This window comes from Dickeya dadantii NCPPB 898 (assembly GCF_000406145.1).
GTDB classification, from domain to species: domain Bacteria; phylum Pseudomonadota; class Gammaproteobacteria; order Enterobacterales; family Enterobacteriaceae; genus Dickeya; species Dickeya dadantii.
Genome location: NZ_CM001976.1, coordinates 4,347,306 through 4,369,992, shown reverse-complemented (window position 1 = coordinate 4,369,992; position 22,687 = coordinate 4,347,306). Strand labels below are relative to the sequence as shown.

The 22,687-nt window shown below is 57.2% G+C and carries 20 protein-coding genes; 16 read left to right on the top strand and 4 right to left on the bottom strand.

The genetic code is table 11. The features are described from left to right. The first annotated feature begins 148 nt into the window (after positions 1 to 148). On the top strand, positions 149 to 700 hold the full coding sequence (gene nudE / locus DDA898_RS19660) for an ADP compounds hydrolase NudE (RefSeq protein WP_013319763.1): 552 nt from the start codon (positions 149 to 151) through the stop codon (positions 698 to 700). Between the two features lie 139 nt (positions 701 to 839). On the opposite strand, the gene mrcA is transcribed toward nudE, so the two are convergent. Continuing rightward, positions 840 to 3,398 carry a peptidoglycan glycosyltransferase/peptidoglycan DD-transpeptidase MrcA gene (gene mrcA, locus DDA898_RS19655; RefSeq protein WP_038902257.1) on the bottom strand — a complete coding sequence of 853 codons (2,559 nt, stop codon included), beginning with the start codon at positions 3,396 to 3,398 and terminating at the stop codon, positions 840 to 842. Positions 3,399 to 3,714: 316 nt separating this feature from the next. Here mrcA and pilM point away from each other — a divergent pair, with 316 nt between their 5' ends. The 14 genes from pilM (at position 3,715) to ppiA (ending at position 16,368) form a co-directional block, all read left to right on the top strand. Further along, a complete protein-coding gene (pilM, locus tag DDA898_RS19650) occupies positions 3,715 to 4,629 on the top strand; it encodes a type IV pilus biogenesis protein PilM (protein ID WP_038912098.1) in 915 nt (304 codons plus the stop codon). Beyond that, the gene (locus DDA898_RS19645; protein ID WP_038912096.1) at positions 4,623 to 5,183 is read left to right on the top strand and encodes a PilN domain-containing protein; all 561 of its coding nucleotides are present in this window, start codon (positions 4,623 to 4,625) and stop codon (positions 5,181 to 5,183) included. Before pilM ends, DDA898_RS19645 begins: the two co-directional genes overlap by 7 nt. Beyond that, positions 5,180 to 5,734, top strand: a complete 555-nt coding sequence (locus tag DDA898_RS19640; RefSeq protein ID WP_236616684.1) for a hypothetical protein — start codon at positions 5,180 to 5,182, stop codon at positions 5,732 to 5,734. The genes DDA898_RS19645 and DDA898_RS19640 overlap by 4 nt, the downstream gene beginning before the upstream one ends. Continuing rightward, a complete protein-coding gene (locus tag DDA898_RS19635; RefSeq protein WP_038912095.1) occupies positions 5,731 to 6,102 on the top strand; it encodes a HofP DNA utilization family protein in 372 nt (123 codons plus the stop codon). The genes DDA898_RS19640 and DDA898_RS19635 overlap by 4 nt, the downstream gene beginning before the upstream one ends. Positions 6,103 to 6,105: 3 nt before the next feature. Then, on the top strand, positions 6,106 to 7,410 hold the full coding sequence (hofQ, locus tag DDA898_RS19630) for a DNA uptake porin HofQ (protein ID WP_050570293.1): 1,305 nt from the start codon (positions 6,106 to 6,108) through the stop codon (positions 7,408 to 7,410). Positions 7,411 to 7,826: 416 nt separating this feature from the next. Then, the gene (aroK, locus tag DDA898_RS19625; RefSeq protein ID WP_013319756.1) at positions 7,827 to 8,348 is read left to right on the top strand and encodes a shikimate kinase AroK; all 522 of its coding nucleotides are present in this window, start codon (positions 7,827 to 7,829) and stop codon (positions 8,346 to 8,348) included. Positions 8,349 to 8,401: 53 nt separating this feature from the next. Next, complete coding sequence (gene aroB, locus DDA898_RS19620; protein ID WP_038912094.1) at positions 8,402 to 9,487, top strand: 3-dehydroquinate synthase; 1,086 nt, start codon at positions 8,402 to 8,404, stop codon at positions 9,485 to 9,487. 134 nt (positions 9,488 to 9,621) lie between these two features. Next, positions 9,622 to 10,674: an SPOR domain-containing protein gene (locus tag DDA898_RS19615; RefSeq protein WP_038912092.1), complete on the top strand. Its 1,053-nt coding sequence runs from the start codon at positions 9,622 to 9,624 to the stop codon at positions 10,672 to 10,674. Between the two features lie 76 nt (positions 10,675 to 10,750). Continuing rightward, positions 10,751 to 11,578 carry an adenine-specific DNA-methyltransferase gene (dam, locus tag DDA898_RS19610; protein ID WP_013319753.1) on the top strand — a complete coding sequence of 276 codons (828 nt, stop codon included), beginning with the start codon at positions 10,751 to 10,753 and terminating at the stop codon, positions 11,576 to 11,578. A gap of 136 nt (positions 11,579 to 11,714) precedes the next feature. Continuing rightward, positions 11,715 to 12,392 carry a ribulose-phosphate 3-epimerase gene (gene rpe / locus DDA898_RS19605; RefSeq protein WP_038902251.1) on the top strand — a complete coding sequence of 226 codons (678 nt, stop codon included), beginning with the start codon at positions 11,715 to 11,717 and terminating at the stop codon, positions 12,390 to 12,392. After that, complete coding sequence (locus DDA898_RS19600) at positions 12,385 to 13,083, top strand: phosphoglycolate phosphatase (protein WP_038902250.1); 699 nt, start codon at positions 12,385 to 12,387, stop codon at positions 13,081 to 13,083. Before rpe ends, DDA898_RS19600 begins: the two co-directional genes overlap by 8 nt. Position 13,084: 1 nt before the next feature. Next, a complete protein-coding gene (trpS, locus tag DDA898_RS19595) occupies positions 13,085 to 14,089 on the top strand; it encodes a tryptophan--tRNA ligase (protein WP_013319750.1) in 1,005 nt (334 codons plus the stop codon). Positions 14,090 to 14,396: 307 nt separating this feature from the next. Beyond that, a complete protein-coding gene (locus DDA898_RS19590) occupies positions 14,397 to 15,551 on the top strand; it encodes a mandelate racemase family protein (protein ID WP_038912091.1) in 1,155 nt (384 codons plus the stop codon). A 244-nt stretch (positions 15,552 to 15,795) separates the two neighbouring features. After that, positions 15,796 to 16,368 (top strand): peptidylprolyl isomerase A, encoded by a 573-nt coding sequence (gene ppiA, locus DDA898_RS19585; protein ID WP_013319748.1) that lies wholly within the window; start codon positions 15,796 to 15,798, stop codon positions 16,366 to 16,368. Positions 16,369 to 16,630: 262 nt separating this feature from the next. Here ppiA and pelZ read toward each other — a convergent pair whose 3' ends face one another. The 3 genes from pelZ to pelC all read right to left on the bottom strand — a co-directional run bounded on the left by pelZ (position 16,631) and on the right by pelC (position 20,857). Further along, positions 16,631 to 17,893, bottom strand: coding sequence for a pectate lyase PelZ (gene pelZ / locus DDA898_RS19580; protein ID WP_038902797.1), 1,263 nt, complete (start codon positions 17,891 to 17,893; stop codon positions 16,631 to 16,633). 167 nt (positions 17,894 to 18,060) lie between these two features. Continuing rightward, positions 18,061 to 19,185: a pectate lyase PelB gene (pelB, locus tag DDA898_RS19575; protein WP_013319746.1), complete on the bottom strand. Its 1,125-nt coding sequence runs from the start codon at positions 19,183 to 19,185 to the stop codon at positions 18,061 to 18,063. A gap of 544 nt (positions 19,186 to 19,729) precedes the next feature. Continuing rightward, on the bottom strand, positions 19,730 to 20,857 hold the full coding sequence (pelC, locus tag DDA898_RS19570) for a pectate lyase PelC (RefSeq protein WP_013319745.1): 1,128 nt from the start codon (positions 20,855 to 20,857) through the stop codon (positions 19,730 to 19,732). Between the two features lie 458 nt (positions 20,858 to 21,315). Between pelC and DDA898_RS19565 the strand changes: the two genes are divergently transcribed. After that, a complete protein-coding gene (locus tag DDA898_RS19565) occupies positions 21,316 to 22,686 on the top strand; it encodes a pyridoxal-dependent decarboxylase (RefSeq protein WP_038912090.1) in 1,371 nt (456 codons plus the stop codon). The last annotated feature ends 1 nt before the right edge of the window (position 22,687 follow it).

The following is a 22,687-nucleotide window of genomic DNA, read 5'->3' as shown; positions in this document are numbered from 1 at the left end:
TGATAGAGTTGCAGCTACTGTTAATGTTAACGCAAAATGTGACTCACTGAATATTCTGTAGGAAACTGTGGCTCTACCGGTTTTTTGTTCCGTGCCGAGATTGGCCTGAACAGGGAAAGCCTGTTGATGTTTCCTTATAGAGGCCACGATGAATAATAACCTGCAAAAACCCAAAATCCTCAAGGTTGAGACCGTAGCCCGTTCACGTCTGTTCAATGTGGAATCCGTTGATCTGGAGTTTAGCAACGGCGAGCGCCGCGTTTACGAACGTATGCGTCCATCGGGCCGTGAAGCGGTGATGATTGTACCGGTGAGCGGTGATGAGCTGCTGTTGATTCGTGAGTACGCGGTAGGGATTGAGCAGTATGAGCTGGGATTTCCCAAGGGCTTGATAGACCCGGGTGAGACGGTGTTTGAAGCGGCTAACCGTGAACTGATGGAAGAGGCCGGGTTTGGCGCGGAACAGTTTGAATTGTTATCCACCCTGACGATGGCGCCGGCCTATTTTTCCAGTTGCATGAATGTGGTGGTGGCGAACGGGCTGTACCCGCAACGTCTGCAAGGCGACGAACCGGAACCGCTGCAACTGGTGCGCTGGCCGCTGGCGGACATGATGTCGTTGCTGAAAGAGCCGGATTTCCGTGAAGCCCGCAACGTCAGCGCGCTGTTTTTGGCGCAACAGTGGTTGGGTCGGCAATAACCGATAGCGACGTCCAGGCTTGAGCCAGAGCACTGATAACCAAAGAAAAAGGCGCGATATTCGCGCCTTTTTGTTATCTCGATCAGAAATGCATCTCGATCAGAAATGTATCTCGATCGTAAGCGTATCGCCGCCGGGATCAGAACAGCTCTTCCGCCTGACCGCTGCTGGTATTGAACAGCGTGGTGCCGGCGTCATGCACTGCCCGTTCGGTCGGCTGGGTGCCATCGATAAAGTATTCCTGACGGCTGTTCGCGCCGCCATCCGACAGTTTGCCGCTGCTGCGATCGATGGTTACGGTCACGATGCCTTGCGGCGGCGGTGTTTTCTGCTCCGGTACGCCCGCCAGCGCCACCTTCATAAAGTCATCCCAGGCGGGTTCGGCGCTCTTCGCGCCGCCTTCGTAACCGGAAATCTGGTCGCGAATCACGCCGGATGCCGACGTCCGGCCAAGGTCGCGGCGGTGATCGTCAAAACCAATCCACACGGAAGCGACGATATTGGGGCCATAACCTGAGAACCAGGCATCCTTCGAGTTGTTGGTGGTACCGGTTTTACCGCCGATATCGCGGCGTTGCAGCACCTTGCCCGCGCGCCAGCCGGTTCCCATCCAACCCGGCTCGCCGAACACATTACTGTTCAGCGCATCCTTGATCAGGAAGGACAGCGGCGTGCTGATGACATGCGGCGCGTAAGGCTGCGTCGCCGCTTGTCTGGCGACTTCCGACGGCGTGGCCGGGTCGGCCTGCGGGGCGGCCTGCACCGGGTTTTCCTGCGAGGTCGCCACGTTTTCCATGCTGTCGTCCGACAAAACGGCGGAACGTTGGGTATCCCCGTAGATCACCGGCAGATTGCAGGTATCGCACACCACTTTCGGGATGGCGGTGAAGACGGTGCTGCCGCTGGCGTTGTCGATTTTGGTGATGAAGTACGGGTCGACCAGATAACCGCCGTTGGTCATCACCGCATAGCCGCGCACCACCTGCAGCGGCGTAAAGGAAGCCGAGCCCAGCGCCAGCGATTCGGTATGTACGATATTCTGTTCCGGGAAGCCGAAGCGCTCCAGATAATCGGCGGCGTAATCCACGCCCATGGCGCGCATCGCACGAACCATCACCACGTTTTTAGACTGCCCCAGCCCCTGACGCAGACGGATCGGGCCGTCATACTCCGGCGGCGAGTTTTTCGGACTCCAGTCGGAACCGGCGCCTGGATCCCAGCGCGTAATCGGGGCGTCGTTGAGAATGGTGGCCAGTGTCAGCCCCTTGTCCATTGCCGCGGTATACAGGAACGGCTTGATGTTCGAACCGACCTGACGCAGTGCCTGCGTAGCACGATTGAACTTGCTCTGGTTGAAGTCGAACCCCCCGACCAGCGCCAGCACGGCGCCGTCTTGCGGATTGAGCGACACCAGCGCGGAGTTGACGTCCGGCACTTGCGCCAGCCACCAGTCGTTGTCGACTTTGCGCACCCAGATTTGCTGGCCGGCTTCCAGCACGTCCGTCACGCGTTTTGGCGTGGGGCCTTGCTGGTCATCCGAACGGTAGGCGCGCGCCCAGCGTACCCCCGCCAGCGGTAGTTCGATTTTATCGCCGCTGGCCATCATGGCATGGGCTTTGTCGGCGCTGGCGTCGGTCACCACCGCCGGAAACAGCGGCCCGTAAACCGGCAGCTTTTTCAATGCCTCGACGATTTTATCCTGGGTCAGAGCCGGGGTGCCCACTTTCCACAACACCTGCTCCGGCCCGCGGTAGCCGTGGCGCATGTCATAAGCGATGACGTTGTTATGCACCGCGTCTTCCGCCGCCAGTTGCAACTTGCGGGTGATGGTGGTGTAGACCTGATAACCGTCGTTATACGCATCCTCACCGTAACGCTTCACCATTTCCTGACGAACCATTTCGGCCAGATAAGGCGCGGAGAAGGCGATTTCCGGCGCGTGATAATCCGCCACCAGTTTTTCGCTGCGGGCCTGATCGTATTGCGCCTGCGTAATGTAATTTTCGTCCAGCATGCGGGACAGCACCACATTGCGGCGAGCGACGGCGCGATCGTAGGAATAGAGCGGGTTGAAGGTGGACGGCGCTTTTGGCAGACCGGCGATCATCGCCATCTGCGCCAGCGTCAACTGGTCCACCGGGCGGCCGAAATAGACCTGCGCCGCCGCACCGACGCCGTAGGCGCGATAGCCCAGATAAATCTTGTTCAGGTACAGCTCAAGAATTTCTTCTTTGGTCAGCGTTTGCTCGATGCGAATCGCCAGAAACACTTCCTTGATTTTACGCAGCAACGTGCGCTCAGGACTCAGAAAGAAATTTCGCGCCAACTGCTGGGTGATGGTGCTCGCCCCCTGCGAGGCATGGCCGGACGTCAGGGCGATCACCGCCGCACGGATAATCCCCTGCGGGTCAACGCCATGATGTTCGAAGAAACGGCTGTCTTCGGTGGCGATAAACGCGTTCACCAGCGTGGGGGGAACTTGATCCAGCTTCAACGGGATACGACGCTTTTCGCCAAACTGGGCGATCAGTTCGCCATCGGCGCTGTAAACCTGCATCGGAGTCTGCAGGCGGACGTCCTTCAGCGTGGCGACATCGGGTAACTGTGGCTCGATATAGCGATAGAGGCCATAGAGCGAAGCGGCTCCCAGCAGAATGCAACTCACTGCAAGGATGAATAAGTACTTTACGAACTTCACCGGAGATTTTCCATTCAGTAGCAATTGAATAGTTTATAAACAGACGGGCGCTAGTATAAAGGGAAGCCAGCAAGGTGGATATACCCGTCATCTTTCAGGTTACAGACGCGTTGGTCGCCCTCTGCCACGGCCCTTCTCTGGACCTCGCCCCGTCAGGATCGCTGCAAACCGGGGCGAATCAGCCCGGCAGATTGGTCACCCTGCCGTGACCGGGTTCCGTTCCCAGTGGTTCACCCAGTCGGTGGCCGCCTTATCTGTACCTCGACATCCATCGGGCATCTGTTCTGTTATGAAACGATAAGGAGATCGAACACTCATGGCTTATCCCATCTGGCAGGTTGGACTGGATATCCAGAATGGTTTTATGCGTGCTCTGGCCGTACAGCGCCGCAGGCATGGCTGGCAATTGCGTCACTGGTGGCAGTTGCCGTTGCCGGGCGGCACATTAAGCGGCGGTAGTCTACATCATCCCGCCGCGCTTTGTACGGTTCTTCGTCAATGGCGGCAGGAATTGCCACGATTTGTTTCATTACGGTTGGGATTTCCCGCCTCGCGGGTACTGCAACAACGGCTGGCGCTGCCTGACCACCGTTTGCGTGAGCCGCGGCGCGGCGAATATATCGGAAAGATGGCGGCAAAAGCGTTGCCGGTCAGCGGCGACGATCTGGCGCTGGATTATCGCCCCGACCCGCAAACGCCGAATACGCTGCTGGTCACTGCGGCGCGCCAAACTGAATTGAATGTCTGGCTGGATTGCCTGCGCGATGCCGGCCTGCAACCCGACGCCGTCGATATTACCCCCTGCGCGTTGCGTTGCATGGCCGCTCAGGCCGGGTTGGCGACCGATCGCCTGTTGTTGCATCGTTTCGACGATCATTGGCTATGGGTTGCCCCGCTGGGGGAGCCGCTGACATTCGGGACTTTTTATCCGGATGACATACATCCAGATGGCATGACGGGTCACCCGGATGACATGACGAGCCGCTCGGATGGCGTTGCGAATATGCCTGACGTACTGAAGTATGTAAGTACCTGCTATCAAAATAACGCTTATCATCAGGCCTATCTCAGCGCCTCTTCGCCGGAGTATCTGCAGCAGGTTTCCACTATGTTGATTCCCTGGTCGCCCCTGAGCGCGTTTGATCGGCAACAGCCTCCGCTACCGGCGTTTCCCGCCGCCTTTGCCATTGCCGGTGGTCTGGCTGTGCGCCCGGAGGACACGCCATGCTGACGGTGAATCTTCTGGCATGGCGCCAGCGTCTGTTGTATCGACGTCTGCGGCTGAGCCTGCTGGCGCTGGGTTTGTCGCTGCTTGCTATCGGCTGTGTCGCGGTTATGGCCGGTTGGTACTGGCAGCAACAGCTGACGGGGCTGCGGCAGCGACTCGATCACACGCAGTCGCAACAGGCGCGATATGAACAGCTCTACCGTCAGACGCGGGATGCCTTGCAGGCGCGGGAAGAGCGGCTGGCACAGCAGGCGGCGCAGGAGCGGGGGCGGCGGCAGAACCAGCGTTATCAGGCGTTGCTTGAACAGTTGCCGACGCTGGTGCCCGATTCGCTCTGGCTGACGGAAATCGGCGATAACGGCGCGCATCTTCAGATATTCGGAGTGAGCAATCACTATTCAGCCATCGTAGCGCTGGCGAAGGCGATGGCAACGTTACCGCAGGTAGCGCACGCCAGCTTACAACAGACGCAGCGCGACGCGCAGGACAGTACGAGGCTGAATTTCTCGTTGCGCCTGTATTGGCAGGCGTTGGCCGAGCCGGGAGCCAGAGGATGATGACATGGCTGTATCCTCTGGCCGCCCGCTGGCTGGCGACGCCGCTGTGGCTGCTGTTGCTGGCGCCGTCGGCGATGGTGATGCTTGTGGCGCTTATCGTCGGCGGGGTATGGATTTCGGCAGAACGGCAGTTGCTGTTGCAGCTTGAGCAGCAGTGTCGAGGCAGCGCGCAAGCCATTGAGCAGTGGAGGGAGAAAATTACTCGAATGCCAGCCTTAAACGCGCTGCAGCGCTGGCTGGCTGACCAGCCGCCGCTGGCGACGGATTGGCCGTCGGATCGCGTGGCATCGTTGCTGGAAGCGCCGTTGCGTGATAGCGGCGCTCATCTGGTGGCGTGGCGTCCGGTGCAGGCGGAAGGCGTGAACACGACATCCCCTGTCTGGCTGCTGGTTTTTAGCGCGGAGTATGCCGCGACCCTGAATTTTTTGACGCGTGTCAGGGCGCTTCCGGTAGTGCTGCGCATCGATCATATGACGATCCGAAAAGCGCCGGACGGGCTGCGCATCGAACTGCGGCTGTCGTTGCCACTGTCAGCGGAGGCAGCGCAATGAGCGGATGGCGAAGCGTCGCGCTGTGGCTCGGTTTGCTGTCGGGAATGGTGATGGCGGAGACGATGCGCGATCCATTTCAACCGCGGCAGGACGTTTCGTGTGAAAGCCGAGCGTTACCGGATGAATGGCGATTAAAAGGTATGGTCGGGTCGTCATCGCGGTGGGTCGGATGGCTGGCGCAGACGCAAAGCGGCTGGCTGCGCGTTCGCGATGGCGACGTCATCCCGCCCGGCGACTTTCGGGTTACGCGGCTGGATCGCACTGGCGCCACGCTGCGCCCGGCAGACGAGACGACGCGCTGTGGGGCGGCGGAGTTTCATCTTGGCTCGCCCTTTCGTCACAAAAGGAATAACGCATTTAAGGAATGACGCATGAAGACAGGATGTTTTTCCGGCAGATGGTTGTATCGATACGGCGGGCTGATGATGCTGTTGTTTAGCTGCATGCTGGCCGAAGCCCGAGGCGACGAGCCGGTTTCGCTGGCGTTCGACGATGTACCGGTTCAGCGAGTCTTGCAGGCGCTGGCCGATCACCAGCAGCTTAATCTGGTAGTGGCGCCGGGCGTGACCGGCAACGTCAGCCTGAATTTGCAGCAGGTTCCCTGGCAGCAGGCGCTGGATATTATTCTGCGCATGGGACAATTGACGATTGAACGGCAGGATAGCGTCATGATGGTCTATCCCGATACCTATATGAAAGACCGGCAGCGGCAGCAGGAGGAACTGGCGGCCAAACAGCGCCAGCAACTGCCGTTGCAGAATCTGTCCGTCACCCTGCAGTACGCGGAAGCCGCCGAGGTGGCAACAAGCTTGCAGAGTCAGCGCGGCACCCTACTGACCGAGCGTGGCAGCGTCACGGTGGACAAGCGCACTAATACGCTGTTGGTAAGGGATGTCGTTTCGGCGCTGGAGCAAATCCGTCCCTGGCTCGGGGAACTGGACAAACCGCTGGCGCAGGTGCAACTGGCGGCGCATATCGTGACCATCAGCAGCGAACATTTGAAGGCGCTGGGCGTTAACTGGGGACTGGGCGATGCCACGACGACGGGGCAGGCGCTGCAAATGAACAATTTCAGCGTCAGCCTGCCGGTGGAATCGCCCGCCGTTAATGCCGGGTTTCATCTGGCGAAGTTGAACGGGCGATTGCTGGATCTGGAATTGATGGCGCTGGAACAGGAAAATGAAGTGGAGATCATCGCCAGCCCGCGCCTGTTTACCGCACACCAGCAGACGGCCAGCATCAAGCAGGGCACGGAAATCCCGTATCAGGTGTCTAGCGGCGCCAGCGGTTCAACGTCGATTGAGTTCAAGGAAGCGGTGCTGGGAATGGAAGTCACGCCCAGGATTCTGCATGGCGGGCAGATTACGCTCAATTTGTTGATTAGCCAGAATATGCCGGGGCGTGCCATCAAACAGGGAGAAGGGAGCGAGATACTGGCGATCGATAAACAGGAAATCCAGACTCAGGTGACGGTTCTGGATGGCGAAACCATTGTGCTGGGCGGCATTTTCCAGCAACAGAAGAATCAGGGGGAACGGCAGGTTCCGGGATTGAGTGCGCTGCCGGGCATCGGGCAATGGTTTCGCAGCGGCAATCAGCAGCACACGCGCCGCGAGCTGGTTATTTTTATTACCCCGACGCTGATTCAGTCGGCCAGACGCGCTCCGGCGACCTGAAGGCGACAGAAAAACGGGTAGGGCTGCCTGTCTTGTGGGCCCGCTTTGTTAAATAGTGTCCTTCATCGTTTGACGATCCCCGCGTTTTAGCATACAAGGATAGCGGCTTGAGCACGGGAAGTGGTGTTACATCAGCGGTGTATACCCAGAATAATTCAAGTTGCAGGACAAAACGCTCGCGTTTTGAACAATGTAACGACCTGCAACTTGAAGTATGACGGGCGTAGATAAAACGCACGGTTTATCGCTGCCTGATTCGTGTGGCATTTTATTCGGTTGCCAAACTACCCTGAGTATTGAGATAATTTTTTGTCTGATTCTCGCACTATCGCTCATGAGGTTTCAGTTTAGGTTCCGCCGCAGGTTACATGGCGGGGCGGGTTATCATTAACGAATTTCTTAGTAATACCAAAAAAATGGCAGAGAAACGCAATATCTTTCTGGTTGGGCCTATGGGTGCCGGCAAAAGCACTATTGGCCGTCAGTTAGCTCAGCAGCTCAATATGGAATTTTTCGACTCCGATCAAGAAATTGAGCGACGTACCGGGGCTGATGTGGGCTGGGTATTTGATGTGGAAGGCGAGGAAGGCTTCCGCGAGCGCGAAGAGAAAGTCATTAATGAATTGACGGAAAAGCAGGGCATTGTACTGGCGACGGGCGGCGGTTCGGTGAAATCACGCGAAACCCGCAATCGTCTGTCTGCACGTGGCGTGGTGGTGTATCTGGAAACCACCATCGAAAAACAGTTGGCCCGTACTCAACGAGATAAAAAACGTCCGTTGCTTCAGGTTGAAACCCCACCACGCGAAGTGCTGGAGGCATTGGCGAAAGAGCGTAATCCGCTGTATGAAGAGATCGCCGATGTCACGATTCGCACTGATGAACAAAGCGCCAAGGTCGTTGCCAACCAGATTATCAGCATGCTGGAAAGCAACTGATTTTGTGTAATCCCCTGCACGCCGCAGGCTTCTGACAGATCAATGGAACGCGCATGGAAAGAGTCACCGTAACCCTAGGGGAACGCAGTTACCCCATTACGATAGCCGCCGGTCTTTTCAACGACGCGGCTTCTTTTATGCCGCTGAAGGCTGGCGATCAGGCCATGCTGGTGACCAATGAAACGCTGGCGCCGCTTTATCTGGATGCGTTGCGTGATCTGCTGGAAAAAAGCGGCGTACGGGTTGATCAGGTGATTCTGCCTGATGGCGAGCAGTTCAAGTCTTTAGCCGTGCTGGAGCAGGTGTTTTCCGCTTTGCTGGCCCGGCCGCATGGGCGCGACACCACGCTGGTCGCGTTGGGTGGCGGCGTTATCGGCGACCTGACCGGCTTTGCCGCCGCCTGTTATCAGCGCGGCGTTCGCTTCATTCAGGTTCCGACTACGTTGCTGTCGCAGGTCGATTCTTCCGTCGGCGGGAAAACCGCCGTCAACCATCCGTTAGGCAAAAATATGATTGGCGCGTTCTACCAGCCTGCTTCGGTGGTGGTCGATCTGGATTGCCTTAAAACGCTGCCCGCACGCGAGCTTTCCTCCGGTCTGGCTGAAGTGATCAAGTATGGCATCATCCTTGACCGTGCGTTTTTCGAATGGCTGGAAGACCATATTGACGCTGTGCGCAGCCTGCAGGATGACGCGCTGGCTTACTGTATCCGCCGTTGTTGCGAACTGAAGGCGGAAGTGGTGGCGGCGGATGAACGCGAATCCGGAGTGCGCGCCTTGCTGAATTTGGGCCACACTTATGGACATGCCATTGAAGCGGAAATGGGTTACGGCAACTGGCTGCATGGTGAAGCCGTAGCGGCGGGTATGGTGATGGCGGCCGAGGCCGCACGTCGTCTCGGGCAGTTTAGCGCCGACGATGTCAAGCGCATCAGGGCGTTGTTGCTGCGGGCCGGATTGCCTGTTACCGGACCGCGAGAAATGGCTCCGCAAGCGTATCTGCCGCACATGATGCGGGACAAGAAGGTGCTGGCGGGAGAGCTGCGTCTGGTTCTGCCCACGGCGATAGGTCAGTCGGAAGTCCGAGCTGGCGTATCGCACGAACTGGTGCTGGCATCCATTGCCGACTGCCTTCCCTGAACGCGTTCGTCTGCTGTCTGAATAGCAAGCAGACGGAGTTGCTGTAGTTTACGTTTAAAATACAATGCCTTATGATTTAGACTTTCGCAGTGTCAGATGTCCGCGGAAGCTAGCCTTTCAGTTGGAGGGTATAAATGGATGAGTTCAATCCGGAAGAAGAATTGAAGCCGGATACCAGCGATCGACGCCCTGCGCGCCAGCAGAGACGCAGCAAAGGCTTCTCTGCCCCCAGTGTTTCGCTATCCAGACAACACACCATGATTGGTATCGGTATTGTGGTACTGGTGCTGCTGATCATCGGCATTGGTTCTGCTCTGCAATCTCCCGGCCAGAATACGTCTTCGGCTCCGTCGCAATCAGCCGGTTCTGGCAGGAATATCGATCTGTCATCAGCCATGTCTTCCAGTCAGGAACCGGAAACACCGCCACCGGCGGCGTCTCAGCCATCTTCTCCGGCGCCGGTCGCCGCTCAGAGTGCGGGCACTGGCTCTGCGCAGACGCTGAGCGGTCAGCCTGTTTCCGGTACGCCCACTCAGGCGCCGTTGCCTTCGCAGAATAACAACCAGCAGCGTATTGAATTGCCGGGTAATATTACCGATGCGCTGTCGCAGCCTCAGCAACAGGACCGGGTGAACGCGCTGTCTTCCGGGTTGCCGACCGAACCAGCGACTGTGCTGGCGCCGGCAACCAAAGGCGGACGCGCTCAGCCTGCGGAGAAATCGCCTGCCCATGTTCAGGCGGAAAAACAGCCTTCTCCGGCATCTCATAAAAACGCCGCTGAGGCGAAAGAGAGCGCCAAACCTGCTGCGAATGCGCATCGTGCACCCACGACGGCGGTAACGCCCGCACCAGCCAGCAAGCCGGCGGCGGCGGTCAAACCGGCGGCGTCAGCCGCAAGCCAGAGCGCTACGGCTATCCAGAGTGCGCCGGCCAGCCACTTTACTTTGCAACTCAGCAGCGCGTCCCGCGAAGATTCCCTCAAGGCGTATGCCCGGGAGCAGCGGTTGGCGAATTACTGGGTATATGAAACGAAACGTGACGGGCGGCCCTGGTATGTTCTGGTGAATGGTGTTTACGCCTCGCCGGAAGATGCCAAACGCGCCATTGCGTCCTTGCCTGCTGATGTTCAGGCGAAAAAACCATGGGTCAGGCCGATCCGTCAGGTGAAGCAGGACTTGACCAAGTAAGACCAATTGGCCCTGATGTGCTGTCTTAACAGAGTACAATCCGTGGCTCTGAACTGTGTGAGTAATTAACGACGGCATGAAGAAAAACCGCGCGTTCTTAAAATGGGCCGGTGGGAAGTATCCGCTGGTGGAGGAGATTCGCCGATATCTGCCAGCGGGAGAGCGATTAATCGAGCCTTTCGTGGGCGCGGGTTCCGTATTTCTCAATACCGACTACGACAGCTATATTCTGGCGGATATCAACAGCGATCTGATTAATCTCTATAAAATTGTCAAAACCGAAACCGATGCCTTCATTCGCGATGCCCGCGAGCTGTTTATCGATGAAGTGAATACTTCGGATGTTTTTTACCGGTTGAGAGAGGAGTTCAATCTCTGTACCGATGATTATCGTCGGGCACTGCTGTTTCTGTATCTGAACCGTCATTGTTATAACGGCCTGTGCCGCTATAACATGCGTGGCGAGTTCAATGTGCCGTTCGGGCGCTATAAGAAACCCTATTTTCCGGAAGAAGAGCTTTACTGGTTTGCGGAAAAGGCGCAGAACGCCACGTTCGTATGCGAGCATTATCAGCAGACGCTGACTAACGCCACCTCTGGCTCGGTGGTGTATTGCGACCCGCCTTACGCGCCGCTGTCGGCCACGGCCAACTTTACGGCGTACCACACCAACAACTTTAATAATCGGGACCAACAAAATCTGGCGCAGCTGGCGCAACAGTTGTCGTCGCAAAGCCAGATCCCGGTACTGATTTCCAATCATGATACGTTACTGACTCGTGAATGGTATCGTGATGCCTCGTCGTTGTATGTGGTCAAGGCGCGTCGCACCATCAGCCGCAATATTTCGGGCCGCAGCAAGGTCAACGAGTTGCTGGCGTTGTATTGTCGGGCGACGTTCTGAGCGTGGCAAAGTGCGCCAGATGGATGACGAGGTGAGGAAGTAAGAGGGTTGTTCCCTTACAGAGTGGCTGCGCAGGTGTGCGATTAACCAACAGCGCCCGGCAGCGAAATGCAGACTTGATGGTTTGGAGAAACGCATGAAACCGTTTTTAATCGCCCCGTCTATTTTGTCGGCTGACTTTGCCCGTCTTGGCGAGGACACGGCGCAAGCCCTGGCGGCTGGGGCGGATGTGGTCCACTTTGACGTGATGGACAATCACTATGTTCCCAATCTCACTATCGGTCCGCTGGTGCTGAAATCTCTGCGCAACTATGGCATCACCGCACCGGTGGATGTGCATCTGATGGTAAAACCGGTGGATCGGCTGATCCCCGATTTTGCCGAAGCCGGCGCCAGCTTCATCACGTTTCATCCCGAAGCGTCCGAGCATGTCGACCGCACCCTGCAACTGATCAAAGATCACGGCTGTAAGGCCGGTCTGGTGTTTAACCCCGCCACCTCGCTGAGTTATCTCGACTACGTGATGGATAAGCTGGACATTATTTTGCTGATGTCGGTCAATCCGGGCTTTGGCGGCCAGTCTTTCATTCCGTCCACGCTAGATAAGCTGCGTCAGGTGCGCCAGCGGATTGATGACAGCGGCTACGATATTCGCCTGGAAGTGGACGGCGGCGTTAAAGTGGATAACATCGCGCAGATTGCGGCTGCCGGGGCGGACATGTTTGTCGCCGGTTCGGCGATTTTCGGTCAGCCGGATTACCGGGCGGTGATTGCGCGTATGCGACAGGAACTGGAGGCGGTACGTCATGGCTGATTTTTCTGCGATTCGCGGGCTGGCGTTCGACCTTGATGGAACGCTGATCAACAGCGCGCCGGGGCTGGCTGAAGCGGTTGATATGACATTAGGCGCGTTATCGCTGCCTCATGCGGGCGAAGAGCGGGTATCCACCTGGATTGGCAACGGCGCCGATGTGCTGGTGGAGCGCGCATTGCGCTGGGCGGGTATGGAACCGACGGCCCGGCAGGTTCAGGATACCCGTTCGCTGTTCGATAAGTATTATGCCCGCACGGTGGACAGCGGTAGCCAGCTGTTTCCAGATGTGCAGGACACGCTGACCCAATTGGCCGAACGCGGTTTTCGCATGGCGGTCGTCACCAATAAACCGACGCCGTTCGTTGCCCCGTTGCTGGAGATGCTGGGGATCGGCGACGACTTCGCGCTGATCATCGGCGGCGATGACGTGACCGAGAAGAAGCCGCATCCTGCGCCGCTGTACATGGTGCTGGGCAAGCTCGGTTTGCGCGCGAACGAGTTGCTGTTCGTCGGCGATTCGCGCAATGATATACAGGCGGCGCGGGCCGCCGGATGCCCGTGCGTCGGCATGACGTACGGCTATAACTATGGCGAGGCGATCGCCCTGAGCCACCCCGACGTGGTGCTGGATCGCTTTGCGGATCTATTGACCCTTGCCGGGTTACCCCTTTCAAACGATCAGGAAGCATGACATGAGTAAGCCCATTGTATTTAGCGGCGCACAGCCGTCAGGCGAGTTGACCATTGGTAACTACATGGGTGCGTTACGTCAGTGGGTCAACATGCAGGATGATTTTGACTGCATCTATTGCATCGTGGATCAGCATGCGATCACCGTACGTCAGGACCCGCAGCAACTGCGCAAGGCCACGCTGGACACGCTGGCGCTCTATCTGGCTTGCGGCATCGACCCGCAAAAGAGCACGATTTTCGTTCAGTCGCATGTGCCTGAGCACGCGCAGTTGGGCTGGCTGCTGAACTGTTACACCTATTTCGGCGAACTGAGCCGTATGACCCAGTTCAAGGACAAGTCCGCCCGTTATGAGGAAAACATTAACGCCGGCCTGTTCGACTATCCGGTATTGATGGCGGCCGATATCCTGCTGTACCAGACCAATCAGGTGCCGGTCGGGGAAGATCAGAAACAGCATCTGGAGCTGAGCCGTGATATCGCCCAGCGTTTCAACACGATTTACGGCGAAATCTTCCGTATTCCGGAGCCGTTTATTCCCAAGTCCGGCGCGCGGGTGATGTCGCTGCTGGAGCCGACCAGGAAAATGTCCAAGTCGGATGATAATCGCAATAACGTCATCGGCCTGCTGGAAGATCCGAAATCGGTGGTGAAGAAGATCAAACGCGCGGTAACGGATTCCGACGAGCCGCCGGTGGTGCGCTACGACCTGCAAAACAAGGCCGGCGTATCCAACCTGCTGGATATTCTCTCCGGGGTGACGGGGAAATCCATTCCCGAGCTGGAGAAGGCGTTCGACGGCCAGATGTATGGTCACCTGAAAGGTGCGGTAGCGGATGCCGTCTCCGGCATGCTGAGCGAGTTGCAGGCGCGTTATCACCGCTTCCGCGATGATGAAGCTTTCCTGCAGCAGGTCATGCGTGACGGCGCGCAGAAAGCCAGCGCCCGCGCGCAGGAAACGCTGCGTAAGGTGTATGACGTGGTTGGATTCGTGGCTCGCCCGTAATCTGCTTTTTACCAGACCGGTTCAGACAGCGCCGTTTTCCCTATCAGGAACGGCGCTTTTTTTATGTTCTGCTTTATGTTTTGATGGGCGGACGCTTGTAAATAGGGCAATTGCATAATCATCGGGCGGATAATTTTCACAAATGTTATAAATTGCCTAATGACCTCACGGCAGACTTCCTCAATAATCGATAAAAATAAAACGCAATTTTATTAAATCGGCACTGTGTTTTTATTCCCTATTCGTTCTCTTTATGGCTATAAGAACCCGTGCTGGCAGGCGCTTCACCTTCAGGCAGGTAATCAACGTGAAAATTGAATCGATCGACGTCACCGTCTTCACTTATCCCACTCGTCGCGTCTCTGACAGCGCCGGGCATTCCCATCCGGGCGATGAGCATCAGGCCAGTATGGCGTTGCTGACCATCACCGCCGATAGCGGCCACAAAGGCTATGCGTTTGCGCCGCCGGAAGTGATCCGCCCGTATGTGGTGAACAGCTTTTTCCGCAAAGTGTTGATTGGGCAGGATCCGTTTGATCGTGAGCGGCTGTGGCAGGATCTGGTGCACTGGCAGCGCGGCAGCGCCAACCAACTGACCGACCGGGCGCTGGCGATCGCCGAACAGGCGCTGTGGGATCTGGCCGGGCACGCGCTGAACCTGCCGGTGTATAAACTGCTGGGCGGCTACCGCGATAAAGTGCCGGCTTACGGCAGCACCATGTGCGGCGACGAGCTGCAAGGCGGCCTGTCCACGCCGGACGAGTACGGTCAGTTCGCCGAGAAGCTGGTGAAGCGCGGCTACAAAGCCATCAAGCTGCATACCTGGATGCCGCCGGTGTCGTTCGCGCCCAGCCCGCAAATGGACGTCAAAGCCTGTGCGGCGGTGCGCGAAGCGGTGGGGCCGGATATCTGCCTGATGCTGGACGGCTACCACTGGTACAGCCGCAGCGAAGCGCGGTACATCGGTCGTGAACTGCAAAAACTGAACTTCACCTGGTTCGAAGAGCCGATGGAAGAGCAGAGCATGGCGTCTTACAGCTGGCTGAACAAGAATCTGGACATCGACGTCATCGGGCCGGAAAGCCTGGGCGGGAAATACTTCAGCCGCGCCGACTGGGTGAAAGAAGGCGCCTGCGACATTCTGCGCGCCGGGGTGCAGGGCGTGGGCGGGATTTCGCCGTGTCTCAAGGTGGCACATCTGGCGGAAGCTTTCGGCATGGATTGCGAAATTCACGGCAACGGCGCGCCGAATCTGGCGGTGGTGGGGGCGATTAAAAACTGCCGCTGGTACGAACGCGGTCTGCTGCATCCGTTCCTGAACTATGACGAACCGGCGGCCTATCTGAATACGCTGGTCGACCCGATGGATGAAGAAGGGTATGTCCATTTGTCGCAGCGTCCCGGTTTGGGCGAAGACATTAACTTTGACTGGATTGATGCCCATACACTGAGCAAGCACTGACAAGACGTTTCGGACGTCTTCCTTTTGACGGTTTTTACCTCCCCCGGTAGCAAGAGTACGGCGCCGGGGGAGCGTGATTGTCGCCATCACAGGTTATCTGGGGGTTAAGAGCGCAAATAGTGCTCTTTTTATCGCCAATGGGTGGTCGGGATCGCGTAAAAAAAGGTAAAATGGGTGGCGCAGAAAGGTGTGGCTATTTAAAATCGGTACGCTTTCTGTCGTTGATCCTCAAAAGGAATTCTTCATGTCAAAACGTATATTGGCAGCGGTAGTAACCGTACTCTCGCTGACCGCATTTTCACCGGCTTTTGCCGCAACCACGTCCACCCATGTGTTGCTGACCACCTCTGCGGGCAACATTGAACTGGCTCTGGATGACCAAAAAGCGCCGGTTTCCGTGAAAAACTTTGTTGATTATGTCAACAGCGGGTTTTACAACGGCACCATTTTCCACCGTGTCATTCCGGGATTCATGGTTCAGGGTGGTGGTTTCAGCAGCGATATGAAACAGAAAGCCACCAATCCGCCGGTCAAGAATGAAGCGGACAATGGCCTGCGTAACCTGCGCGGTACCATTTCCATGGCGCGCACCAGCGAAAAAGACAGCGCTACCAGCCAGTTCTTCATCAACGTCGCGGACAACGCTTTTCTGGATCACGGCCAGCGTGATTTTGGCTACGCCGTATTCGGTAAAGTGGTGAAAGGCATGGAAGTGGCTGACAAGATTTCTCAGGTCCAGACAGAAAATGTAGGGCCGTATCAGAACGTGCCTTCCAAACCGATTGTGATTCAGTCGGCGAAAATCATTAAGAAATAACCGTTTACTGACCTGACATGTCCTGATGAGAGGTTAACTCTGTCCCCTTGCCGTTGAACGGTAAGGGGATTTTTTATTTCAACCGGCGCTACGCGTCCGCTCACGCCTTTCCTTGCCCGGTTATTGCGCCTGTACCGGCCAATAGCATGTACCAGACAATAACTCGTACCAAGACAATAATATGTTCCAGCCGATAACATGCTAAATGCCAGCCACGTAGCGTAACTGGCATTCGCCGGTAAGGCGTTACTTCAATGAACCGTTATTCCAGATCTTTGGCCATTTGCTGCAGCCAGGCGTCAACGTTAGTACTTGGTACTGTCAGGGTGCGCTTGGTCGCAGTCGCGGTCGGATAGCCGCCGACTTCACTCTGGCTGTTGACGAAGGTACCGCTGCGTTTCTGGAAGTCGCTGACGATGCGTTTATCCACCGCGTCGCGATCTTTCGGGCGAGCGCCGGCATGCTGCGTTACCTGATTAGCCACCGACGAGGAACTGATGGCGGTCAGCCCGGTGGGCCATACCGGCGCGGATTTCAGCAGGTTGATGCCGGTGCCGGAGGTTTGCGCCACGGCTTTGCCCGCTTTGTCGAAGGCCAGATTGTCGCTCATCCAGACATCGCCGCCGGTGGTGTTGCTGCCGACCAGCGACAGACCGGACTTGGTGTTGGCGCCGTGATACATCACGTTACCGGCGATCGCCACTTTGGCGTTAACCGGCAGGGAGCGGCCTTCCCACTCGCTCTGTATCGCACCGATGCGAATACCCCAGATGCCTGGGTTGTAGATCAGGTTGTTGACTACCACACCGGTAGTGGCGCCCTTGAACCAGGGGTTGCGTTCGTTGTTGTGGGCATACAGGTTGCCGATGATTGCCGCGTTGGTCACGTTATCGTGGACCAGCGTACCCATCGAGTGAATACCTTTGGAGTGGCTGGAGTCGTACAGGCCTTCCGCAATGATGTTATTGGAGAAGGTGACGTTATGAGCCGTGCCGGATGGGCCGTCGTAACGCGGCCCGGAAACCGACAGGTTTTCGTCGGTGCCCCAGGCAAAGCTGCAGTGGTCCACCACCACGTTGTAGGCGTTTGGTCCGTAGAGCGACACGTCTTTTTCAAAGCCGCTCTTCTTGGCGTGGCCGTTATCGCCGATGCGGAAACGGATATGTTGCACCAGTACGTCATGGGTGGTGATCATCATGCCGCCCTTGACCAGCGTGATGCCCGGCGATGGCGCGGTCTGGCCGGCGATAGTGACGTAGGGCTCGGCGAGCCGGATATCTTTTTCGTCCAGGTCGATAATACCGCCGACTTCAAACACGATAATACGCGGGCCTTTGGTGGCCAGCGCTTCACGCAGCGAACCGGCGCCGCCGGAGTCCAGCGTAGTCACGCGGATGATTTTTCCGCCGCTGCCGGCGACCGTCTCGGTTCCGAATCCTTTCAGGTCGGGGGCGGCGGTGCTGGCGGCCTGAACGGTCAGGACGCTGGTGCTGAACAGTAAAGCAAACAGAAGGGTATGTTTCATAATGGCTTGCTCCATATGCCGGATCGTGTCCTGTCACGGTGGGACACGGCTAGATAAAAAAGCGGGCGAGCGAATGTCGCTCTCCCGCTCTATAGTCGTTCCGCCATCCGTCCGGGCTTGCCGGACGGATGGGGGTTCCAGGCATCAGCGTGGCTGATGAGAACCGATTATTTACAGGCAGCGCTGGTCAGCTCGGCCAGGTTTTTACCGACGCCGGCGTAGCTAGCCAGTTTGTCCTTCACGCACTGCGCGCTGACCGGGCTGTAGCTGTAGGTCACAGCCGGGTAAGTGCCGGTGGAAGTCCAGCTGTCTGCGTTCACGTAAGCCTTGGTATCCGCCGTCCAGGTGATGTTGTAGGTGGCGAAATCAGCCGGTTTGGTGATGTTGTTGTTTTTCAGCACCCAGGTACCGAAATTGCTGCCGTCGTAACGAGACGTCACCGGGTTGACCGCGTTTTCGAACCAGTTGTTTTCGATCAGCGCCTTGCCGTTCTGACGTACGTTCAGACCAGAGCTGGTGATGTTGGTGTACAGGTTGTTGTAGGCGTGTACGTTGCCGCCGCGCTGCAACGGCAGGCGGGCGTTGACGTCGTTGTAGATGTTGTGGTGGTAAGTGATGTTGCGTTCGGCGCTGTCAGAGGAGCTGAACCCTGCCAGACCGACTTTCTTCACGCCGTGGATGTTGTTGTAGGAAATGGTGACGTAAGTTGCGCCTTTCTTGATGTCAAAGGCGGATTCGAACGTGGTGTCGCCGTCTTTGGTGCCATCACACTCGTGGTTGGCGGCAAACAGTTCGTTATGGTCCAGCCAGACGTTCGGCGAGTTGTCGATACGGAACATATCGCCATCCTGGGCACCGCCCGGCAGGTAGCCGATACGCATGTTGCGCACTACCACGTCGGAGGAGTTCACGATCCAAAGACCGAAGTTAGCGGAAGAACCGTTGGCGCCGATGATGGTGATGCCTTTGGTGAAGTCTTTGATTTCCACACCGCGGGCGTCTTTGCTCCACTGGCCGCAGATGTTGGCGGCAGCGGCGTTGATCAAGCTGTCTTCGTTACCGGTATAGGTGATGACCAGCGGGTACGCGCCGCCTTTCACCTTCTTGCCTTTGGAATCGACTTTGGCGGCATCGATGATATCGATAATGTCCTGCATGGATGCTGCGGTTTTGCTGACAGCCCCTGTCACGTTACCACCGGAAGTGGTGGCGTAACCGCCAGTCGCAGCCAGACTGGATTGACTAAAAGCCAGCAGCAGACCGGCGGCAATCGGTGCAATGAATGATTTCATGAGTAATATTCCTGTTTTTGAAAAATGTGATATGGGCATTTATCGTTCCACATGCCCTTGGTTGTGGGTTGGTGCGGCAGGGGATCCCATCGCTCCACGTCGCAGGTGCGTTAACCGCTTTCCTGCCACTCGAATGCGTTGGGAGATAGATAAGTAAAACCGAATCGCACGAATCAACCCGCGCTCAGTTTTAGCTCAAAAAGGAGACGTTTCAATAGTTGAAACGTAATTTCATTATTAGTGGTGATTATGTTTTTACAAATTTTGACAGGCGTCACTTTTAGTGGCCGGAGTTCTGACCACTTAGTCATAACGCTTGATAATTAAAAGATGATTAATTATCAAATTGGCTTGAAAATCGGTATAAGGCAACTCGCCCTGTCCGTAGCGTTCCGTATCAGGCTTATTCCGCATCGGACTTATTCCGCATCGGACTTATAGCGACCACGCGTAATACGTGCCGCAAAAAAAGAGCGGGCGTGTGGCCCGCTCGGTGATAGGGCGTCAGCCGGGCTGCTTTTCATGCCTGGCCTTCGCTGCCGGATTATTTACAGGCTGCGCTGGTCAGCGTTGCCAGGTTCTTGCCCACGCCGGCGTAGTTAGCCAGATTGTCCTTCACGCATTGTGCGCTCACCGGGCTGTAGCTGTAGGCCACCGTCGGGAAAGTCCCGGTGGAGGTCCAGCTGTCCGCGTTGACGTAAGCCTTGGTGTCCGCCGTCCAGGTGATGCTGTAGGTAGAGAAGTCGGCCGGTTTGGTGATGTTGTTGTTTTTCAGCACCCAGGTGCCGAAGTTCTTGCCGTCATAACGGGACGTCACCGGGTTCACCGCGTTTTCGAACCAGTTGCTTTCGATTAACGCCTGACCGTTCTGGCGCACGTTCAGGCCGGAGCTGGTCACGTTGCTGTACAGGTTATTGTAAGCGTGCACCAGGCCGCCGCGCTGCAACGGCAGGCGGGCGTTGACGTCGTTGTAGCGGTTATGGTGATAGGTGATGTTGCGACCGGTGTCGCTGTTGCTGGAACCGTCCAGACCGACTTTCTTCACGCCGTGGATGTAGTTGTAGGATACGGTGACGTAATCCGAAGCTCCCTTGATATCCACCGCGGCCTCAAAGGTGGTGTCGCCGTCCGGCGTGCCGTCGCATTCATGGTTGGCGGCGAACAGTTCGTTGTGGTCAACCCAGACGTTCGGCGAATCGTCAACGCGGACCATATCGCCATCTTTAGCGCCGCCCGGCAGGTAGCCGATACGCATGTTTTGCACCACCACGTCGGAGGATTTCTTAATCCAGATACCGAAGTTGGCGGAAGAACCGTTGGCGCCGATGATGGTGATGCCTTTGGTGAATTCCTTGATTTCCACGCCGCGGGCGTCTTTGCTCCACTGGCCGCAGATATTGGCCGCCGCGGCGTTGATCAGCGAATCTTCGTTACCGGTATAGGTGATGACCAGCGGGTACGCGCCGCCTTTCACCTTTTTACCGTTAGCATCCAGACGGGCCGCGGCGATGATATCGACGATATCCTGCATCGACGTCGCCGTTTTGCTGACGGCACCGGTAACGTTGCCCCCTGCCGTAACGGCGTAGCCACCGGTGTCGGTGGCGGCCAGCAACGGTTGGCTGAGCGCCAGTAGCAGTCCAGCGGTAATCGGGGTAATCAGTGATTTCATAGCGTGTGTTCCTTTTCTCTAAACCATAAATATGTTGTGGGCATGTGTTATTCCCTGCGCCCGTATTGAGGCTGAAAACGGCATGCATTGGTAAGAAATATCAAAGTATGTCGGCAGCCAAACTCAGTCTTAGTGTAAAAATCGAACAATTCAATAATTGAAATGCCATTTCATTATCTGGATCGAAGAGATTTTTTAATAGTTTTGAGCAGGCTCACGGTAACGTGTTCCCATAACGGAAGCAGGAGTGACTGTTTAGTCACTCTTCATGGTTTTGGTTTGGAATGAACTGTGAAACCGGTCACTTGCACGCCGGATGACCCGCTAACTGACCTCGTTGCCGACGTCAGCTCCCTCTCTCCCGCATTTCGCCGTATTTCCACGCTGAACAGCCGCGCTCGCCAACCGGGCGATTCCTTACCCTGCCTTTATCGCTGAAATGAGCAGACGGAGAGAATATGCAACCGATTGATGAATTAACGATTTTGGCTGAAGGCGTACACGATGTGGTGCGAAGGCGAATTTTGCGGGCCTACACCGCGCGCATGGAGGAGCAGCGGCGACATTTCGCCGGGTTTCAGACCAACCAACAGGGTGAGTTCGACACCGTATTGCGCCCGTTGCTGGACATGAATCTGCTGAATCTGGGGGACAGCATGGAGCCCGGTGCCTACCAGGTTAACAGCAAGCGTTTTGAACGGGCGGTGCTGGATTATTACGCCCGGCTGTGGAACCTGCCGTCGCCGTACTGGGGGTACCTGACCGCGATGGGGTCGACCGAAGGCAACCTGTTCGCGCTGTGGAATGCGCGCGATTTTCTGTGCGGGGCGAGCACCACGCACTGGCCGGCCATGACGCGGGCGCGCTACGCGCCGGTGGTGCTGTATTCCGAGCGCAGCCACTATTCGCTGGCTAAAGCCTGCCGGGTGTTGCAACTGGCGACGCCCGCCGAAGCCGGCCCACAGCTGGGGCGCTGCCCCATTAACGCCGGTGTGTGGCCGCGGGCGGTGCCGTGCGACGACGCCGGGCGAATCGATGTGGAGAGCCTGCTGCAACTGGTGATGTTTTTTCATCGCTACCGACGGCCGGTGATCGTCTGTCTGACCAGCGGCACCACCTTCAGCGGTTCCTGTGACGACTGGTCGCTGATTACGGCGCGGCTCCGGCAACTGCTGCCGCCGAATACGCCGCAGCAGCGCAGTTACTGGGTGCATGTGGATGGCGCGCTGTCGTCCAGTTACTTGCCGTTCTGGCCGGAACCGGAAGGGCGTCGGCTGGCGATTGATGCGCAGGCGGCGTCGCTGCACTCCATCTGCACCAGTCCGTACAAATGGCTGAGCATGCCGTGGCCGTGCGGCGTCGTGATGCTGTCGGAGCCGTATCGCGCGGTGGCGCTCAGCCGCCCGAACTATATCGGCAGCGGAGATGCGACCTTGTCCGGGTCGCGGCCCGGCCTGTCTGCGGTGGTGCTGTGGAATCAGCTGTGTCGCCTCGGCGAACCGGGGCAGCGGGAGATGATTCGCCGCTGTCACGAGATACAGCGTTACGCTCACCAGCAATTTCGATATCTGTTTGAACGGCTTGATCCTGGCCGCGAGCGATTGTTGCTGCAGCCGCTAATCAGCGGCTCGCTGATGGTGCAGTTCAGCGCGCCCAGTCCGTCCATTATCGAACGTTTCTCGTTGTCCAGCGAACAGCTGATGGTGCAGGGAAAGTCTGTGCTTTTCTGCCATCTGGTAGTGCTACCGCATTGCCATCGGGCGCTGGTGGATAACCTGTTGTGGGCGTTGGGTCAACCCGGCGCTTTTCCGTCGGTCGGGGAGGTGTGAG

Coding starts and splice junctions, on each gene's coding strand:
- nudE (WP_013319763.1), top strand. CDS start 149: ATGAATAATAACCTGCAAAAACCCAAAATCCTCAAGGTTGAGACCGTA.
- pilM (WP_038912098.1), top strand. CDS start 3,715: ATGGCTTATCCCATCTGGCAGGTTGGACTGGATATCCAGAATGGTTTT.
- DDA898_RS19645 (WP_038912096.1), top strand. CDS start 4,623: ATGCTGACGGTGAATCTTCTGGCATGGCGCCAGCGTCTGTTGTATCGA.
- DDA898_RS19640 (WP_236616684.1), top strand. CDS start 5,180: ATGATGACATGGCTGTATCCTCTGGCCGCCCGCTGGCTGGCGACGCCG.
- DDA898_RS19635 (WP_038912095.1), top strand. CDS start 5,731: ATGAGCGGATGGCGAAGCGTCGCGCTGTGGCTCGGTTTGCTGTCGGGA.
- hofQ (WP_050570293.1), top strand. CDS start 6,106: ATGAAGACAGGATGTTTTTCCGGCAGATGGTTGTATCGATACGGCGGG.
- aroK (WP_013319756.1), top strand. CDS start 7,827: ATGGCAGAGAAACGCAATATCTTTCTGGTTGGGCCTATGGGTGCCGGC.
- aroB (WP_038912094.1), top strand. CDS start 8,402: ATGGAAAGAGTCACCGTAACCCTAGGGGAACGCAGTTACCCCATTACG.
- DDA898_RS19615 (WP_038912092.1), top strand. CDS start 9,622: ATGGATGAGTTCAATCCGGAAGAAGAATTGAAGCCGGATACCAGCGAT.
- dam (WP_013319753.1), top strand. CDS start 10,751: ATGAAGAAAAACCGCGCGTTCTTAAAATGGGCCGGTGGGAAGTATCCG.
- rpe (WP_038902251.1), top strand. CDS start 11,715: ATGAAACCGTTTTTAATCGCCCCGTCTATTTTGTCGGCTGACTTTGCC.
- DDA898_RS19600 (WP_038902250.1), top strand. CDS start 12,385: ATGGCTGATTTTTCTGCGATTCGCGGGCTGGCGTTCGACCTTGATGGA.
- trpS (WP_013319750.1), top strand. CDS start 13,085: ATGAGTAAGCCCATTGTATTTAGCGGCGCACAGCCGTCAGGCGAGTTG.
- ppiA (WP_013319748.1), top strand. CDS start 15,796: ATGTCAAAACGTATATTGGCAGCGGTAGTAACCGTACTCTCGCTGACC.
- pelZ (WP_038902797.1), bottom strand. CDS start 17,893: ATGAAACATACCCTTCTGTTTGCTTTACTGTTCAGCACCAGCGTCCTG.
- pelB (WP_013319746.1), bottom strand. CDS start 19,185: ATGAAATCATTCATTGCACCGATTGCCGCCGGTCTGCTGCTGGCTTTT.
- pelC (WP_013319745.1), bottom strand. CDS start 20,857: ATGAAATCACTGATTACCCCGATTACCGCTGGACTGCTACTGGCGCTC.
- DDA898_RS19565 (WP_038912090.1), top strand. CDS start 21,316: ATGCAACCGATTGATGAATTAACGATTTTGGCTGAAGGCGTACACGAT.